This is a genomic window from Tenacibaculum sp. MAR_2009_124, assembly GCF_900105455.1.
In the GTDB taxonomy this organism is placed as follows: domain Bacteria; phylum Bacteroidota; class Bacteroidia; order Flavobacteriales; family Flavobacteriaceae; genus Polaribacter.
On sequence record NZ_FNSF01000001.1, the window covers coordinates 1071837 to 1089441 of the forward strand.

At 33.4% G+C, this 17605-nt stretch carries 16 protein-coding genes; 2 read left to right on the forward strand and 14 right to left on the reverse strand.

Features of this window, described 5'->3' with window-relative positions; translation table 11 throughout:
• Together hutH and BLW23_RS03920 are read right to left on the reverse strand one after the other, a co-directional pair.
• On the reverse strand, positions 1 to 1491 hold the full coding sequence (gene hutH / locus BLW23_RS03915; protein ID WP_093667918.1) for a histidine ammonia-lyase: 1491 nt from the start codon (positions 1489 to 1491) through the stop codon (positions 1 to 3).
• Positions 1492 to 1518: 27 nt separating this feature from the next.
• Positions 1519 to 2049, reverse strand: a complete 531-nt coding sequence (locus tag BLW23_RS03920; protein WP_093667919.1) for a GNAT family N-acetyltransferase — start codon at positions 2047 to 2049, stop codon at positions 1519 to 1521.
• Between the two features lie 94 nt (positions 2050 to 2143).
• Between BLW23_RS03920 and BLW23_RS03925 the strand changes: the two genes are divergently transcribed.
• Complete coding sequence (locus BLW23_RS03925; RefSeq protein ID WP_093667920.1) at positions 2144 to 3031, forward strand: LysR substrate-binding domain-containing protein; 888 nt, start codon at positions 2144 to 2146, stop codon at positions 3029 to 3031.
• Between the two features lie 90 nt (positions 3032 to 3121).
• Here the strand turns inward: BLW23_RS03925 and BLW23_RS03930 are convergent, their stop codons facing one another.
• The 8 genes from BLW23_RS03930 to BLW23_RS03965 all read right to left on the reverse strand — a co-directional run bounded on the left by BLW23_RS03930 (position 3122) and on the right by BLW23_RS03965 (position 11972).
• Positions 3122 to 3571, reverse strand: coding sequence for a DUF4442 domain-containing protein (locus tag BLW23_RS03930; protein ID WP_093667921.1), 450 nt, complete (start codon positions 3569 to 3571; stop codon positions 3122 to 3124).
• Positions 3572 to 3827: 256 nt separating this feature from the next.
• Positions 3828 to 5417, reverse strand: a complete 1590-nt coding sequence (locus BLW23_RS03935; RefSeq protein ID WP_093667922.1) for a GMC family oxidoreductase — start codon at positions 5415 to 5417, stop codon at positions 3828 to 3830.
• 14 nt (positions 5418 to 5431) lie between these two features.
• Positions 5432 to 6406: an NAD(P)H-dependent flavin oxidoreductase gene (locus BLW23_RS03940; protein WP_093667923.1), complete on the reverse strand. Its 975-nt coding sequence runs from the start codon at positions 6404 to 6406 to the stop codon at positions 5432 to 5434.
• Between the two features lie 7 nt (positions 6407 to 6413).
• Positions 6414 to 7751: an NAD(P)-binding protein gene (locus BLW23_RS03945; RefSeq protein WP_093667924.1), complete on the reverse strand. Its 1338-nt coding sequence runs from the start codon at positions 7749 to 7751 to the stop codon at positions 6414 to 6416.
• Positions 7752 to 7772: 21 nt separating this feature from the next.
• Complete coding sequence (gene styC / locus BLW23_RS03950; RefSeq protein ID WP_093667925.1) at positions 7773 to 8258, reverse strand: styrene-oxide isomerase StyC; 486 nt, start codon at positions 8256 to 8258, stop codon at positions 7773 to 7775.
• A gap of 27 nt (positions 8259 to 8285) precedes the next feature.
• Complete coding sequence (locus BLW23_RS03955; RefSeq protein ID WP_093667926.1) at positions 8286 to 8939, reverse strand: OmpW/AlkL family protein; 654 nt, start codon at positions 8937 to 8939, stop codon at positions 8286 to 8288.
• Positions 8940 to 8971: 32 nt separating this feature from the next.
• Positions 8972 to 10399, reverse strand: a complete 1428-nt coding sequence (locus BLW23_RS03960; RefSeq protein ID WP_093667927.1) for an aldehyde dehydrogenase family protein — start codon at positions 10397 to 10399, stop codon at positions 8972 to 8974.
• 1 nt (position 10400) lies between these two features.
• Positions 10401 to 11972, reverse strand: coding sequence for a long-chain-fatty-acid--CoA ligase (locus BLW23_RS03965; protein WP_093667928.1), 1572 nt, complete (start codon positions 11970 to 11972; stop codon positions 10401 to 10403).
• Between the two features lie 162 nt (positions 11973 to 12134).
• On the opposite strand from BLW23_RS03965, the gene BLW23_RS03970 reads away from it, so the two are divergent.
• Positions 12135 to 13028: a helix-turn-helix transcriptional regulator gene (locus tag BLW23_RS03970; RefSeq protein WP_093667929.1), complete on the forward strand. Its 894-nt coding sequence runs from the start codon at positions 12135 to 12137 to the stop codon at positions 13026 to 13028.
• Positions 13029 to 13095: 67 nt separating this feature from the next.
• Here BLW23_RS03970 and BLW23_RS03975 read toward each other — a convergent pair whose 3' ends face one another.
• From BLW23_RS03975 to BLW23_RS03995, 4 genes are all read right to left on the reverse strand, one after another.
• The gene (locus BLW23_RS03975) at positions 13096 to 13884 is read right to left on the reverse strand and encodes a hypothetical protein (RefSeq protein WP_093667930.1); all 789 of its coding nucleotides are present in this window, start codon (positions 13882 to 13884) and stop codon (positions 13096 to 13098) included.
• Positions 13881 to 14915, reverse strand: a complete 1035-nt coding sequence (locus BLW23_RS03980; protein ID WP_093667931.1) for a Rieske 2Fe-2S domain-containing protein — start codon at positions 14913 to 14915, stop codon at positions 13881 to 13883. The genes BLW23_RS03975 and BLW23_RS03980 overlap by 4 nt, the downstream gene beginning before the upstream one ends.
• Positions 14915 to 15313: a hypothetical protein gene (locus tag BLW23_RS03985; RefSeq protein ID WP_093667932.1), complete on the reverse strand. Its 399-nt coding sequence runs from the start codon at positions 15311 to 15313 to the stop codon at positions 14915 to 14917. The genes BLW23_RS03980 and BLW23_RS03985 overlap by 1 nt, the downstream gene beginning before the upstream one ends.
• Positions 15314 to 15521: 208 nt before the next feature.
• Entirely contained in the window at positions 15522 to 17474 is a 1953-nt protein-coding gene (locus BLW23_RS03995) for a thiamine pyrophosphate-binding protein (protein ID WP_093667934.1), read from the reverse strand.
• Positions 17475 to 17605 lie beyond the last annotated feature (131 nt).

The following is a 17605-nucleotide window of genomic DNA, read 5'->3' on the forward strand; positions in this document are numbered from 1 at the left end:
TTAGGCTACTTTAAATGCTTGTTCTTTTATTAATTCAATTAGGGCATAGATATCATCTTTTAATATTCTATCATCTTCTAACTTTGCTACTTTACTTCTAATTATCGCAAAGTTCTCTTCTATGATATCAGAAAAAGTATTAGGTCTTCTAAATTCCATAGCTTGTGCAGCATACATAAATTCAATCGCAAATATTTTTTCTAAATTCCCTAAAATTTGATTGAATTTTCTACTAGAAATACTCCCCATAGAAACGTGATCTTCTTGCCCCATAGATGTTGGAACGCTATCTGCAGAAGGAGGGAAGCATAGAGATTTGTTTTCCGTTACTAATGCTGCTGTGGTGTACTGTGGAATCATAAACCCTGAATTTAAACCTCCAGCGTTTGTTAATAAACGAGGCAATCCATATTTCCCTTCCAATAATAAATAACATCTTCTATCAGAGATGTTTCCTAATTCAGAAGCAGCAATTGACGCATAATCAAGTGCCATTGCTAAAGGTTGCCCATGAAAATTACCTCCAGATATTGCTTCGGTTTCACTTAAAACAATTGGATTATCTGTTACAGAGTTCATTTCAATTTCAGCCAATTCCTTTAAATGCGCATAGGCATTTCTTGATGCTCCATGAACTTGAGGCATACAGCGAATTGAATATGGATCTTGAACACGCTCACATTCGAAATGCGCTTCTAAATTTTGAGAACCGTCTAAAAGTGTTCTAATTCGTTCAGCAACCTTTAAATTACCTTTAAATGGCCTTATCGTGTGTAATTCTTCTCTAAAAGGTGAGCTACTTCCTTGAAATCCTTCTAAAGACATGGTTCCAGCAACATCTGCCAAATCCAACAAGTATTCCATTTTCTTTAATCCAGTAATTGCATGAGAAAGAATAAATTGTGTACCATTGATCAATCCTAATCCTTCTTTAGCACTTAATTCGATAGGTTGTAAATTGTGCTCTTTTAAAACTTTTCCAGCTGCTACAATTTCGTTTCCTACCCAAAAGTCACCTTCTCCAAATAATGGTAAAAATAAATGTGATAAAGGCGCTAAATCACCTGAAGCTCCAACAGAACCTTGCTCAGGAACAATTGGTGATAAGTTGTTTTCAATAAAGTAAATGATACGTTCAATTACTTCCAGTCTTACTCCTGAAAAACCTTGCGACAAGGCATGCACCTTGGTAATCATCATTAATTTTGATAAAAACTGATCGATAGGGTTACCAACACCTACTGCATGGGTAATCAATAAGTTTTTTTGAAGTAAACTCGTTTCTTCTGGAGAAATTTGAGTATCGCATAAAGGCCCGAACCCTGTGTTTATTCCATATACTGCTTTGTCAGATGCCGCCATGGTTTCTACTTTGGCTCTACAAATATTTATATTGTTGATGGCTTCATCGGTAAGTCCAGCTTCTAATTGGTTTTTAGCGATGGCAACAACTTTATCAACTGTTAGTGTATCAATTCCGTATTTAAACATTTTTCGTAACGTTTTTATTTAGTAGTGTTATATTCTATTTAATTTTAAGACCATTCGATCCATTCCTCTTAGTTCTTCTTTAAAACCAGGTTCGTCAATTCGTGTTTTACTGTGAAATTCGAAGCCTAATTTTTCGTAAAAGCCAATAGCGTCGTCATTTGATTCTACAACAGACAAGAAAAATTGTTTTTTTCCTAAATTTCTAATTAAGCCTATGAGCTCTTTCATAGCTTGTTTACCAATTCCTTTGCCGCTATATTCAGGCAGCATATAAATTTTTTCAAGTTCACTATCATGATTACTTTTAGACGTTATGTGATCTTTTATAAAGTTATTAAGTTTTATAAATCCGACATTAGCTCCATTGTGTTGGATAAAATAAAAAAGATGATCGACCCCTTCTATGTCGGACTTTAAACCAATATAACCCGCTTCCTTATGCAAGTATTGCTCCATTCCATCTTCAATCCAATGATTTGAAAATACAGAAGAATATGCCTTGACATATATTTTCTGCAATTCAGAAATATCATTTGTTGTTATGCTTTTCAATATCATATTAAATCATCTTTTTTAGAGTTATGGGAGGTTTTACAAATTTATCACTATTTTTGATAGACAACAATATTAATTAAAGCACAAATTAATAACTATGAGTTATCAATTAGAGTTACGGCATTTCAAGTATTTCTTGGCAGTTGCAGAAGAATTACACTATCGAAGAGCAGCAGAAAAGTTATTTATTTCGCAACCAGGTTTAAGTAAACAAATTAAACAATTAGAAGAAAATTTAGGAGTTCAGCTATTCGAGAGGCATAATAGAAAAGTAGCTTTAACTAAAGCTGGGGAATATTTAAAAGTGGAAATCACTAAAAATTTAAAGAACTTAGATAACATCCTGAACCATGCAAAATTAATTAATACGGGAAAAGATGGTAATTTAAAGTTTGGTTATGTTGGGTCGGCAATGCAAGACATTATTCCAAATTTGCTGGTACGATTAAATCAGCAGTACCCCAATATTACTTTTGGTTTAAAGGAAATGGATAATCAAAGCCAGCTTGAAAGTTTATTATCTAATAAAATAGATATTGGTTTTGTTCGTGTGGAAAAGGTACCAAAGAGCATTGAAAGAAAAACCGTTTTAAAAGAATCGTTTTGCTTAGTACTTCCAAAAAATCATCAAATAAATTCTTATAATTTTAAATCATTGAAAGAGTTCCAAACGGAGTCTTTTATTCTGTTTGATTCTAAGTATAGTGTTTCCTATTATGAAAAAGTAATGGAAATATTTCAACAATATCGATTTACACCAATAGTTTCTCATAATACTATTCATGCGGAATCTATTTATAAACTAGTTGAGAATGGATTTGGTATTTCAATTGTTCCGAAGTCTTTAACCAAAACAAATTACACAGGGATTCAGTTTATAGAATTAAATAGAATTCCTCAACGTACTACGTTATCTGCCGTTTGGAGTAGGGAAAATCGAAACCCAGTAATACAAAACGCGATTAACTTATTGCATTCATTTTAGTATAAAATACACAAGCCAAAAAAGTTTCAAAACGTATAATACAAACTAGCCATTTCTTACTATAATCAAAACTATACATAATTTCTAGTATTAACTCCTAACTTTAATACTCCATGTAAATTTAAATTCGGCGACAATATCCTTTGATTCATCCGTCCCTGTGCTGGTTAAGTCAAATTTTTTAGGAGTATTATGTGTTATTGCATTTTGAATAGCTTCTTCAATTTTTTGACCATCATGGCACGTAAAAATTATTTTACCAACGGCTTTTTTTGTGAAAAGAACTTCACTTTTTACAACCAACGAGGCTATGCTTTTCCCCGATGATTCAATTTTACTTAATAACATTAATCCTCCAGCAAACTCAGCGGCCATTCCTTCTACTGCCCAAAACATTGAACCAAAAGGGTTTTGATTAAGGAAATCTAGTTCTACTTTCGTTTTAAATGTTTGGTTATTATAACTTTCAAAACGAACTCCCGCTATCCAAGCAATGGGAATTTTTGTTTGTAAAATAGTATTAAATTTCTCTTCGTTCATCTTACCTATAAATTAAACTTAAAAAACTAACTAATCTTTATTCATGACTTCATAAACTGAAGCATATTCTTTTAAACTAAGTAGAGATATACTTTCCTTAAAGACTATATAGCTTTAGTTAATTCTTTAATTTTTCGGGCTATTTCAATTCCTGTATATTCTTCTACGAATTTCCTATATCTTTATATTGATATAAATGTTACTTCATTTGCAGCAATGCATTTAACCATTGACTTGTTACTGTTCATAACAGTATTTAATGATTCAAAATCATATCTGAAGCCTTTTCAGCGATCATTATGGTAGGAGCATTGGTATTTCCCCTAATTACATTAGGCATAATAGAAGCATCAACCACACGCAAATTTTGAATGCCATGAACTTTTAGCTCGGAATTTACGACTGACATATCATCACTTCCCATTTTACAGGTAGAAGTTGGGTGGTATAAGGTTTCGGCTGTATTTTTAATGTATGCTAAAATTTCATCATCACTTTCTAATGGTTTTTCAGGTTCAAAGAGACTTTTCCTGTAGGGAGAGAAAACATTAGCCTTTCCAAGTTTTTCAGCCAATTTGTAAGCCCAAATAGCTCTAACTCTATCATCTTCTGTATCTAAATAGTTGTGATCAATGATAGGAGAATCTTTAAAATTTGATGAAGCTAATTTTACACTTCCTTTACTTGTTGGATTCAGCACTTTTCCTCCAATTGAATATCCATTTCCTTTTTTGGGATTTCTTAATCCATGACTTACAAAAAATGTAGGAGCAAAATGAAACTGAATATCAGGAGAAGGTTGAGTAGAAGAGGAGCTAACAAATGCCCCAGCTTCGCCTACATTACTGTTAAAAGGTCCCTTTTTGTTGAGCGTATAATTGAGAAGGTTTTTAAAGACCACAGGGAAATTTTCTGCGGAATCTAAAGTCTTTTTGAAGCGACTATTAAAAATGGCGAAAAATACTAAATGATCCTGTAAGTTCTTTCCAACACCAGGCATGTGATGTTCCACTTCGACACCATGCTCCTTTAATTCTTTTTCATCTCCAATACCGGATAGCATTAAAATTTTGGGACTGTTATATGCTCCAGCGCTAACAATTACCTCTTTGTTAGCAAGTACATTGTGAGTGGTATTGTCTTTATGGTATACAACCCCTTTTGCGCTTTTATCTTCAATTATAATTCGTTCGACTTCAGCATTGGTAATGATTGACAAGTTTTTTCTTTTCGACGCAGGATGAAGAAACGCTCTAGCGGTACTACATCTTTCCCCATTTAAGTGAGTTACCTGATAAAAACCGAATCCTTCTTGAGAAACACCATTAAAATCTTGATTATAAGAATATCCAAGCTCTTTTCCAGCATTGACAAACATTTCTGATAATGGATTAGTATAATTACGATTAGTAACGTTTAAAGGGCCTCCTTTGGCGTGATATTCAGTATTTATGACTTCTTGATTTTGTGATTTTTTAAAATAAGGCAAGACTTCCTGATACGACCAGCCTTTATTTCCTAATTCACTCCATTCATTATAATCTTGTTTGCTACCTCGAATGTAAATCATAGCATTTATACTACTACATCCACCTAACATTTTACCTCTAGGTAAATACATTTTGCGATTGTTCATGTGTTTTTGCTCGCTAGTACTATAATTATAATCGCTTTTGGTTTTAAATAACTTAGGAAAGGCAGCAGGAATTTTCACATTGTTATTTTTATCACTTCCCCCAGCTTCAAGGATTAACACACTATGTTTACCATTTTCAGAGATTCGATTTGCAAGCACACAACCTGCAGATCCCGCCCCAATTATTATATAGTCAAATTGCTTAGTCATAGTTGTATGTTTTGTTATGTAATTAGTTTTGATAATCTGTTAGAAATAATTGTATTCGCATCTAACATAATTCTATCTATTAGTTCTTTACAAGTTGGAATATCATTGATTAAGCCTGCAACCATGCCACAGCTCCAAGCACCTACATCCATTTTTCCATTCATCATTACGTCTTTATATTTTCCAACTACATAGGGTGCTACTTCATCAAAAGAGATGTCTTTTCCTTTTTTTGCTTCTAGAGTTACCAATTCATCTACGGCTTTATTGCTAAGAACACGTTCTGTGTTTTTTAAATCCCTCATAATAAGTCTTGTGTCTAGCTCAGAAGCATTTACTATGGCTTGTTTTACGTTTTGATGTACAGGTGCTTCTTTCGTTGCCACAAAACGAGTTCCCATATTAATTCCTTCAGCACCTAAAGAAAGGGCTGCTACCAATTGTGATCCTGTTGCAAAACCACCAGAAGCGAGAAAAGGAATCTCCAGTTCTTCTAAAACTCTAGGTAATAGAATAAAATTCGGAATATCATCTTCACCTGGATGTCCTCCACATTCAAAACCATCAGCACTTACAGCATCACAACCTATTTTTTGTGCTTTTAATGCATGACGAACACTCGTACATTTATGAATTACCTTGATTCCATGTTCCTTGAGAGTATCCATGAATTTTTCTGGACTTCTTCCTGCTGTTTCCACAATCTTTACGCCTCCTTCAATAATGGCTTTTAAATACCCTGGATAATCAGGAGTGTTTACCATAGGCAAGATGGTTACATTTACCGCAAAAGGTTTATCGGTTAATTGATGGCATTTTTCTATTTCTTTTGCCAAATCATCGGGTGTGCGTTGTGTTAATGCAGTAATAGTACCTAAACCTCCAGCGTTAGATACTGCTGCCGCTAATTCTGCAAATCCAACATAATGCATTCCTCCTTGCATTATTGGGTGTTCAACACCAAACATTTCTGTAAATTTTGTTTTCATTACTTCATTATTGATAATTTCCTAAACGTTTTACAGCTTTTTTTGCTGGTTTTGATAAAAAAGCAGCCTTTATAGCATATCCAAAATATTTAAGGATTGGTTCATAACTCATAAAATTAAGTCGTGAATGATACATCCATAAAGGAAAATATTTATGTAACCTCAGTAAATTATCGACTGATACAGAGAGTTGCCTTGGCCAATCTTCAATTTTTTCTGGATGTGGTATAGGAATGACTTTATTTTTAGTTTTTTCGCTAATATTTACAAGTTCTAATCTTGCTATGGCCGCTGCGCTAAAAACCTGTTGACAAAATAGAATAGGTTGAAGTGTAATTAAATTACCTGAAAATACAGGTTCTTTTTTTAGTTTAGCTAAACCATTTGCGGTACAATCTATAAATATGGAATCCTCCTTGTAAGTAATGGTCTCTTCTTGTAAAATTAATTCTTTGGAGGTTATTCGATTTACATATCCTTTTTGTATAATATTAGTTACACTTCTAAGTTTTGTAAGTTCATCGGTACTTACCGTTGCGCATCTCCAATTAGTAGGTAGGGAAGAGGTGTCAATTCGCATAATACCTCCAGATTTTTCCATTTCTAAGAATATATCGTCAGGGCGTTGTGCTTTTGTCAATTTTGATACATGTGTTAAAATTTCGCCTGATACACATCCAACTTGGGCTATATCTCTATTAAAATACCAAGCATCACTTGGGGTTATCCAATGAATATTATCCGTTTTAATTCCCCGGCCTATCAAGTATAGAACGGCATCTATACCCGTTTTTCCATTACCGATGATATAAAAGTTTTTCCATTTTTTGTATTCTTCAACTAAATCATTCAAAGGTTTGAATGGGACACCTTCATCCACTAGATATTTAGGTTTTGTTGTAGAGGGGACTTCAACTTTCATATAGGAAGCATTAACTATTTTTTTTCTGATATTGAAATGCAGTACTTCATCGAGATTATCCATATTCTCTACCTTTCCGTTCCCTAAATAGTTGTGTTTACCTAAAAAAGTTACTTTTCCGCTATTTTCTAATTTTTCAATGGTTTTATTAAAATAGGTTAGAATCTCTGTTTTAGAAGAAAGATCTGTTGATCCATTTCCTAAAACACTAGAGTTTACACCATAATATGCTGCCGGTTGATGAAGCATTACATAAGGATATGCATTGTTCCAGTGCCCACCAACTTGAGGTCTACGATCTATAATGGTAATTGTTGCATGCGGATTTTGTGTATGCATTTCATCAGCAAAGGCCAGACCCATAGCACCCGCCCCTATAATTAGATAATCCGTGTGTATTTTTTTATGTAGTGGTGATATCATCCTTGAATTGAGATTTAATAATTAATTAGACTCTTTTGCTTTTTGAAAAGCACTTTTCATTAATATCCAAAAGGCAACAATCAAAACGAAAGCAAAAATCAATGCAGGCAATATGCCTATAACACCAGCAATACTTGTTTTTCCAAGCGGATTATCTCCAAAGGTTAAAGCTCGGTGATTTCCTGCAAATAAACCTCCGTAATAAAAGAGTGTATTGGCATATCCAGCTCCAACAAGCATCCAATACAATTTTTTGCATGTAAAAGTGGGTAGTTGCATTTTATTCATAACTACTGCAACTAAAATAATCATGAGCCCGTTCATAATTCCTCCACTATGTGCTCTTACCCATGCCGAAGGTGTTCCTGGCATTTCAAATTTTAAAATGTTTGTTGGGTAAATTTCAAATCCGCCTACTAAACTCATTACAAGACCGAAACCAGCCAAAAGTCCTATAATCATGATAATAGAACCATGACCTACCATTTTTAATTCTCTTTTATTCATTATAACATGTGTTGATTAGTTTATTTTTTAAAAGTTATATACCATACCAAATTGTATTGCTATTGGATTAAGTGTTAAGGTTGCCGTTGCGGGAGCTCCTCCTAAAACCGGAATTGCTGAGGCTACGGAACCTATGGCGTCAGTTTTTAGAAAACTATATGTAGCGGAGGCATTAATTCCTATTTTGTCATTGAAAAAATAGTCTATTCCTCCTCTAACAGATATTCCAAAAGCATTATCAGCTTCTAAGTTTGTTAAAGCATTATCTTCCGTATCAATAATTGCGTAGACAATACCAGCACCTAAAAAAGGTTTGAATTTATCAATATCAAAATGGTAGTTTCCTAGTAAAAATAAAGGAGTAATGGTAGCCTCACCAATGGTAAGTGTCGATAATGGACCTTCTCCTTGTATTGACGTTTTTGGTGGAATCGTAAGTACTGTAGAGAGTGAAATATTGTCATTCAAAAAATACCCTATCTGAATAGCTCCTGTACTAGGATCGGAAAGTTTTAATGTAGCCCCATCAATCGTATTTCCTGCAATACTTACAGAACTACTTTCTTGAAAGCTTATTTGCAAGAATCCAGCCTGCGCATAAAATCCTTTTTGAGCATTAGAAACTCCGATAGTAGATAAGAATAATAAAAATGTGATTAGTGATTGTTTTAAATTGTTCATCTTTATTGTGTTAATTATTTGTTAGTTCATCATCAAAAAAACTTAATAGTTAAGTCAATTAATTTCTGCTTGAAATCGTTGTAAGGAGGAAGTAACAACTCAAGAGCATTGGGAATATGCTGTTTTAGAATACCTCTTGGGTTTGAAAATGATTCAAATCCGTACCACCCATGTCCTTTTCCAATTCCACTATTGTTTGATCCTCCAAAGGGAAGGTTGGTGTTAAAGAAATGTACGGCTGAATGATTGATGCATCCACCTCCAGCTCGAGTATTTTCTAAAATGTAGTTGACATTCTTTTTACTTTTACTAAAAACATAAAGGGCAAGAGGTTTTTCTTTCTCATTAATTTTATCAATTATCTGATTGAGATTGTTAAACGTGTGAATAGGTAAAACAGGACCAAATATTTCTTGCTCCATAATTTTTGAATTCTCACCGACATTACTCAAAACAGTAGGAGAGATGTAGTTGTCATTACTATTTAATTGATTTCCTGTTTCAACGATTGAACCATTTTCTATTGCATTATCAATTAGTCTTTTTATTCTTTCATGATGCTTATTATTTACAATACGGTTATAAGAGTCTTCATTGGAAGCATTTTCAGAATAGAATTTTAAAATGTACTGTTTTACCTTTTTCAAAAAATCATTAGCTATTGATTCATGAACGAAAACGTAGTCAGGTGCTATACAAACTTGACCATTATTTAAAAATTTTCCCCAAGCAATTCTTCTAGCTGCGGTATCAATATTGGCGGTATTGTCGACAATAGTTGGTGATTTTCCTCCCAATTCCAGAGTAACCGAGGTTAGATGTTTTGAAGCTGCCTCCATAACTACTTTTCCAATAGAAGGCGCCCCAGTAAAAAAGATATGATTAAAAGGTAGACTCAATATCTTTTTAGAGGTCTCAATTCCTCCTTCGACAAGTACTACTTCATTTTCTTCGAATACTTCTGAAATTATTTTTTTCATTAATGAAGAAGAATGCGGCGTATGTTCAGAGGGTTTCACCATAATTGTGTTTCCTGCTGAAATAGCACTAACCAAAGGCCCTAAAGTAAGATTAAAGGGGAAATTCCATGGAGATATAATTAATACAACGCCTTTAGGTTCATATTTAATGAAAGAGCTAGAGCCCAGCAATGCTAAAGGAGTTCCTACTCTATGTTTTCTAGTCCACTTTCTTAAGTGCCTTCTAGCATGTTTAATTTCGCTAGTGACAGGATATACTTCTGTTAAATCAACTTCACTAGGATGTTTTCTGAAGTCCTTATACATCGCTTCTTTAATTTGAGGTCTGTATTTTAGGACTGTATCGTATAACTTTTTTAATTTTTTCTTTTTATCAGAAACACTTTCATTTCCTATTTTAAATTGATTTTGTTTAAGGAGTTGAAACTTTTCATCAATTATTGATGTACTGGTTTCTGGTGAAACTAATGTATTGTTCATATCATTTAGTTTTAAGTTTTGTTTTATCTATATTTCTAAGTTCTTTCTTAAGAATTTTACCGGTAGCACTCATAGGTAAAGTATTCACAAATTCAATTGATCTTGGATATTTATATGCAGCAATTTTTTCTTTTGTCCATTGAATTAAGGTTTCTTCAGAAAGCTCTTGCTTGTCTTTTAAAACGACAAAGGCTTTAACTTCTTCTCCGTATTGATTATCGGGAGTTCCTACAACAGCTACCATAGAAATTGATGTATGTCGCATCATAACTTCTTCCACTTCTCGAGGGTACACATTTAATCCTCCTCGAATAATCATATCTTTCGTTCTATCAACAATAAAAAAGAATCCATCTTCATCTTTGATGGCGACATCACCAGAGTACAACCAGCCATTTTTTAAAGCTTTTGATGTAGCCTCAGGTTTATTGTAATATCCTTTCATTACATTATGCCCTCTGTATATGAGTTCTCCTTTTTCTCCAACGGGAATTTCATTTCCTTTGTCATCTACAATTTTAACTTCTACTCCCCAAGCGGGTGTTCCAATACTTCCTCGTTTTCTTCCTACGGCTAATTGATTAAAGGTTACTACGGGTGATCCTTCAGACATTCCATAGCCTTCTAAAATTATCGCATTGAATTTAGATTCGAAATCTTCCAATATTTTAACAGGCAAAGAAGCCCCTCCTGAAACACATACTTTTAAATTATTACCAATATTCTTTATATCATAATTAGAAGTATCAGTACTTACTAACCCCCAATACATGGTGGGAACTCCAGCGAAAATGGATACCGAATATTGCTGCATTAAGTTAAGAACGCTTAGTGCATCAAAACGTGGTAATAAAACGCTTGTAGCGCCTTTGTAAATTCCAGAATTCATAAGGGCAGTCATCGCAAAAATGTGAAATAAAGGAAGCACAATTAATTGTATATCCTCATTTTTAGTACCGATAACTTCTGAACAAACAATGGCATTAAGTAATAAATTCGAATGGGTGAGTTCGGCTCCCTTTGGATTCCCTGTTGTACCCGAGGTATAGATGATAATAGCAGTATCTTCGGGTGTTGTTTGAATAGTCTCGAAATCGGTAGATTGATCTCTTGTTAAATCATTTAATGTTTTTACGCCTTTTATCGTAGGAACTCCTTCAGGATTAGAAGTAATCATGTAAAAGTCTTGACATGAATCAACTTTTTTAAATCCTTCATAATTGTGTTCTCCCATAGGTAACTGAGCGGTTCCTTCGAAAGAAATACAGATTTTTGCTTTGGAATCTTTAAGATGATAGGCAACTTCATCTTCCTTTAGTAGAACACTCAAAGGAACCACAACACCTCCTACTTTTAGGATACCGAAGTAAACTATTGGAAAATAAGGTAGATTTAGGCAATTTAAGGCTACTTTATCTCCTTTTTCAATTCCTATTTTTTTTAATCCATTAGCAACTTGATTCGCTTTTTTATTTATCGTTTCGTAATTTAAATGAGTATCTCCAAAAATAAATGCACTTTTCTTGGGATACGTGCGAGCACTGTCTTCTAGTATGTTACTTAAGTTTAACATTTATATTGAATTTACTATATTTTTTTGTTAAGTTTTTATTGTAATTGCTTGGAAATTATTAAATTAGCAAAAGCTTGTAACAAACAAATGAAAAATTCTTAACAAAAAGAAAAGGGATAGTCTCAATTAATGCTTCAATAGTCTCAAATTAAGAAAAGAGATATGATAGATTTTTCAAAGCCCTCATCGCAAAGTGCAAGATTTACCGCAAAAAATTCAGAGCTCTACATGAGTTATGATGTTATTAACGAAAATCGTGAATATCAATTCGATAATCTGGTTTTCGCCTATAACACACAAGGAAGTAAAAATGTTGATATAGCTAATTCTCTTTCAATTAATTTACAGCCAGGTACTGTAATCATGGGCGCTACTAAATTTGAAGCAAAGACAAGTTTGCCCAATGCTTCTCTTGATATACCAACCGTATGTTTAGTAATAGAAATATCAAAAGAAAAAGCATGGAAAGTTTTGGAAAAGGTTAATGAACAATATCAACTTCCTCATTTAATCAAAGAAGAAAGAAAAATTGATCCTATGGATGTATTTCATGGGAATGGAGGCAATCTTGTTTTGAATACACTTAAAAGTTTACAAAATCTATTAGCTGAAGATATTGCTTTTAAAGACTATTGGATAAATCTTAAAATAGAAGAACTTATTTTGTGTTGTTTACAAACTAATATGAGAAAGGTTCTTTTAGAAGGTTATTCTAAGAATTCGTTAATCAAACACCCCTTAGGTTTTGCTATTGAGTATATTAGGGAGCACTATAATACACGAATTAATATAAAAACGCTTGCAGACAAAGCTTGTATGAGCAAAGCCACTTTTTTTCGTCAGTTTAAAAATCATCTCGGTATGACGCCGATAACCTATATTCATTGTGAGCGTATGAAAGAGGGGAAAAAATTGTTGACTATGACTACGGAGTCAATTACGGAAATTAGCTATCGTTTGGGGTATGGTAGTTCTTCCTATTTTTCTTCGCAATTTGAAAAAAATTATGGATGTTCTCCAAAAGAATACAGGAAATCTTTAAAAGATATAATTTAAAGATAGACGGTTGTTATAAATCGAGTTTATTAAACAAAAAAGGTACTGAACTTTTCTTTTACATATATTATTTAGAATATATACTTGAAGAGTTGTTGGATACACGAATGTTTGCAATATCTATTTTTAGAAGATACCAATCATCAAGTTTTTCTACCAAACCTGTTATTTCTGAAGGCTTACCAATAAATGGTAAAACCTCTTGATTTATTGGTTTTCCATCTAAGTCCGTCAATAAATAATATTCTGAAATATTTTTTTGGGTTGAAACAAAAACGGGAGGTATCCCACCAGATATACAGCGAATGGCGCAACTTCTGTGAATTTTTCCAAAACCTGGTTTCATAACTCCAAAGTAACATTTAGGGTCTACAATTTCTCCTTTTAAAACAGCCTCTCCTATAGTTGTTTTTTGAGGTAAGTTTCCTTTTCCTGAAGTCAGGGATACTTTGTTTTCGTCAATTACCTGTAGAAGTGTTTTTCCATTGTAAAAAATCAAGTTTCCTTCAATGGTAAGGGTTTGTCCTTGTAAATCGGATTTCTTCTCTAAAATTACTCTTAAATAGGGATTAACACTTGATTTACCAAAGCCCAATAGTAAAACATTCTTAGAAATAGTATCATTAATCTTAACCCTTAGCATTGGATATGGAGAAATATGAAAGGTTCCTGTTATTTTTGTTAATTCGGATAATTCAAAAGTGCTATTTTTAAAAGGTTTCTGAATAAAACTAAAAATTAAACCACCTATAACTAGAAAACTAAAGGCAAAAAAGGCAAATCGTCTGAGCGTTTTCTTTGTTCTGGTTCCAAGACTTCCGTCAATATAGGCTACAAAAAATTCTTTATTCTTCATAATTCAATAGATAAAGGTTCAATTTCACTTCCTTCGGGAAATGCTTGTGGGTTGATAAAAACAAAACTATTTTCCAATTTTAATTGATACGTAGCGACTTTTTCATTAAATGGAGGAGGTGATTGCCCATTTTGAGGAAGGTATTGATAACCATGCCAAGGAGAGGTAATACAACCATCAATAATTTTACCTTCTCCTAAAGGACCTCCTTGATGCTTGCAAACATTATGAATAGCGGATAATTCACCATTATGTTTAAAAATAGCTACTCGTTCTTTTTTAGTAGTAAAAATTTTAGCTTTTGTCTCTTCAATCTCGTCAATATGACATACTTTAAGCCATTGGCTATTTTCGATGTATTTTGAATGATCTATTTTTCGTTCTTTAAACGCCGTTATTAGATGAAGTGAAGCAATTCCGATAAATCCTAAAACCATAAAACCAACAGTAAATAAAGATGCTTCTTGCTGAAAGGCTCCTAAGAATACATGTCCAATTAATAAAGCATAAGCTATATACACCATCATGTGTAACCTTTTCCATACTTTGGCAGAAAGGTTTGCTAGAAAGAAATCATGACTAGTTGATGCCATTATAAACAAGATAATTAAGGCTAAAAAACCTAGAACTTGGAAGGGAAAATTAACCAATGAATTATACTCGACGTTGGATATAAACAGTGAATATATTGGATTTGTGTTTCCTAAGGCATGAAATTGAAAAATTCCAAATCCCCCATGAATTAAAGCTGCGATAAACATACTAACACCTAAATGCCTTCTATTGTATAAAATTGGTAGAAAATTAGTGTTCAATCTGCTTAATGGACCTATTACAAGAATAACATGTAACATAATAATAGCCAAAGATCCAAAAGCTCTTATAACTAAGGTTTCAATGCTAGTTTCTGAGTTATAAGTAATGGTAACCAGAGCAAAAGCAAAGAGATAAACAAACATACTCACCGCAATAATGATATCGTATTGTTTCTTGTATTTATTCCAAATGACTAATTTGTAATCTAATCCCATTAAAATTTAATTTTAGTGATTTCCTTTTGTTTTAAGGTGTCGTATATAGCTATCTCGACAATATTTTCTTTTAAACTGAAATAGTGAGCTTTACCTGAATTAAAAACCTGACTTAATAAGATTTCTTTTCCATTTTTTTTCCGACCATAAACCAAAGAAAAAGATGACTTTAAAGGTTTTATTAAGGTTATAGAAATAGTTTTATTCTGTAACAGTTCTATTTCAACCAAATCGTTATACTTAATGTTTGGATTAGAAGGAGTAGCTTGGGTAATTAACTTCTCACTAGTATGTGTATTAAAATGAAGTTCTTTAATTGAAAAGAACATGAAAACCGTTATTGTGATTGTTAAAACAAACCAAATAATACGATGAGTTTTACGTTGCTTTAAATCCATATTATTTTGTTTTGAATAGTTTTCTGATTAAAAATGGCCAAGTACTAACTACTCCGGGTAAGAGTAAAAATCTCACTACTTTTCTACTATCCTTTAATAATGGATCAATCTTCGAGGCTTTTATTAGAAAGAATAATCCGAAAATAAAACCGATAAAAAAATAACCTCCCAATACCCCTAGAAAGAGTTTAATGATAAGTTCCATAGTTTAAATTAAATTTACATCCGCTATTATTTCGAGTACACCAGCTTTCGGTTGTTCATACAGTTCTTTCATGGCTGCTTCCAAATCTTCTTGTTTTTCAACTCGTTTTCCCCAAGCACCGCATGATTGGGCAAATGCCGCGAAATTGGGATTAGAAAGTGTTGTTTTCCATACATCGAATTCTCCAGCACGCTGTTCTTTTGATATTTTACCTAATTCATGATTGTTAATTACAATTAGTTTTACGGGCATATCATAAGCTACCAATGTTGTAATTTCTGCTAAATATTGACAAACGGCTCCATCGCCAGCAACTGCAATGATAGGTCTTGAATCTCCAACGGCTGCCCAAGCTCCAATGGATGCAGGTAAAGCGAAGCCAATGGATCCTAAATAGCCAGACATTAAGAAATCTTGATTTTTGGTTTCAAAATAGCGACCGAAAGAATAAGCATTGTTTCCAACATCCACACACATTACGGCATTTTCTGGTGTCAACTCGTTCATCGTTTCGAAAATCGCTATAGAACTAATTCCTTTATCAGAAGTTTCAGTTAAACGTTTCGCTTTTTCTTCCTTCCAGATTTTCCAGCGGTCTCTAATTTCATCTCGCTGATTGATTGTGTTAGTTTTACCTTGGATCTGTTCTTTAAAAATCTCTAAAGTTCTTGAAATTTCACCCCATACAGCAACTTCAACTTGATGAAATTTACTTAGTGCTAATGGATCAAAATCTATTTGAATAATTGGTTTTTTCGGAGTAATTCCAGTATGATTTGAAAACGAAGCTCCAAATACAATAAGCAAATCGCTTTCATTCATAAACCATGAAGCAATTGGAGTTCCACTTCTTCCTAAAACTCCTCCACCTAATGGATGGTTATCGGAAATGAGACCTTTCCCTTTAAAAGTGGTTACAACGGCTGCGTTTAATGTTTCTGCGAAATTTACAACGGCTTTTTTATGTTCACGAGCACCGTGCCCCATAATGATAACAGGACGTTTTGTTTTTTTAATTAATTCAAGAGCTTCAATGACTGACTCTTTGGGAGGTGCTATTGTTAATGGTGTTATTCTATTTTTAGAAGTTTTGGCTTTTGCTGTTGGTTTAGCTTTTAATTCTTGAATTTCATCAGGAAGTGTTAAATGCGATACATCTCTTTTTAAAATAGCATGTTTTATAGCCAGAGACATTAACTCGGCATGACGACTATCTTTTTGGATACGTTGATTGAATTCAGTAACGCTATTAAATCCTTGAACTAAATCTACTTCTTGAAAATTTCCTGTACCAACAACCTGTGTTTTAACCTGACCTGTAAGTGCTAAAATTGGAGCTCGATCAACCTTGGCATCCCAAAGCCCTGTATACATATTTGTTGCACCAGGACCTGCAATTGAAAAACAGGCAGCTGGTTTGCCTGTAAGTTTCCCATAGGCGGAAGCTGCAAAAGAAGCGGCTCCTTCGTGGCGAATTCCATAGAAATTAAGATTCCCTTGAATTTCTTGTCTTCTCATAGCATCTGCAAAGCCAAGATTGGAATGACCAACCATTCCAAAAACCTTTGTAACTCCCCAATTAATCATGGTTTCTACCATTATATCTGAAACTGTAGTCTCGTGTGGTTTTTCTTGTTCTAAACCAACAAAAACGACCTCATTTTCTTCCTTAACAAGGAAAGTATCAATCCCATCATCGTAGCCACCTGGAGGGAGACCAGTACAAGGATCAAAATCCCAACCATGCCAAGGGCAACGTAATAAACCATTTTCAATAGAGCCTTCTCCTAATGGACCTCCTTGATGTGGACAACGATTATCTAAGGCAGAAAATTTCCCTTTAAAATGTGTCAAACAAATTCCTTTATGTGCGGCAGTAACTGTTTTTACGCGACCCTCTGGTAGTTCTTTTTTGTTATTTAGTACTTTATGCCAAATGATGTTTTTGTGAGTCATGCTTTGTGAATAATTAATGTTTAGGTTTGTTATTTTTTAAGAAAAAGAATGTATTAAGGCTCCAGTGATTTTATAGTATAATAGTAATTGTATCAAGGCTGTTTAATTGTGAAGCATATAAAGAGTAAAAC

Excerpts from the sequence above, each read along its gene's own strand:
- BLW23_RS03975 (WP_093667930.1), bottom strand. The coding sequence starts at position 13,884 with ATGAAGAATAAAGAATTTTTTGTAGCCTATATTGACGGAAGTCTTGGA.
- hutH (WP_093667918.1), bottom strand. The coding sequence starts at position 1,491 with ATGTTTAAATACGGAATTGATACACTAACAGTTGATAAAGTTGTTGCC.
- BLW23_RS03955 (WP_093667926.1), bottom strand. The coding sequence starts at position 8,939 with ATGAACAATTTAAAACAATCACTAATCACATTTTTATTATTCTTATCT.
- BLW23_RS03920 (WP_093667919.1), bottom strand. The coding sequence starts at position 2,049 with ATGATATTGAAAAGCATAACAACAAATGATATTTCTGAATTGCAGAAA.
- BLW23_RS03940 (WP_093667923.1), bottom strand. The coding sequence starts at position 6,406 with ATGAAAACAAAATTTACAGAAATGTTTGGTGTTGAACACCCAATAATG.
- BLW23_RS03960 (WP_093667927.1), bottom strand. The coding sequence starts at position 10,399 with ATGAACAATACATTAGTTTCACCAGAAACCAGTACATCAATAATTGAT.
- BLW23_RS03970 (WP_093667929.1), top strand. The coding sequence starts at position 12,135 with ATGATAGATTTTTCAAAGCCCTCATCGCAAAGTGCAAGATTTACCGCA.
- BLW23_RS03985 (WP_093667932.1), bottom strand. The coding sequence starts at position 15,313 with ATGGATTTAAAGCAACGTAAAACTCATCGTATTATTTGGTTTGTTTTA.
- BLW23_RS03945 (WP_093667924.1), bottom strand. The coding sequence starts at position 7,751 with ATGATATCACCACTACATAAAAAAATACACACGGATTATCTAATTATA.
- BLW23_RS03965 (WP_093667928.1), bottom strand. The coding sequence starts at position 11,972 with ATGTTAAACTTAAGTAACATACTAGAAGACAGTGCTCGCACGTATCCC.
- BLW23_RS03925 (WP_093667920.1), top strand. The coding sequence starts at position 2,144 with ATGAGTTATCAATTAGAGTTACGGCATTTCAAGTATTTCTTGGCAGTT.
- BLW23_RS03935 (WP_093667922.1), bottom strand. The coding sequence starts at position 5,417 with ATGACTAAGCAATTTGACTATATAATAATTGGGGCGGGATCTGCAGGT.
- BLW23_RS03995 (WP_093667934.1), bottom strand. The coding sequence starts at position 17,474 with ATGACTCACAAAAACATCATTTGGCATAAAGTACTAAATAACAAAAAA.
- BLW23_RS03930 (WP_093667921.1), bottom strand. The coding sequence starts at position 3,571 with ATGAACGAAGAGAAATTTAATACTATTTTACAAACAAAAATTCCCATT.
- styC (WP_093667925.1), bottom strand. The coding sequence starts at position 8,258 with ATGAATAAAAGAGAATTAAAAATGGTAGGTCATGGTTCTATTATCATG.
- BLW23_RS03980 (WP_093667931.1), bottom strand. The coding sequence starts at position 14,915 with ATGGGATTAGATTACAAATTAGTCATTTGGAATAAATACAAGAAACAA.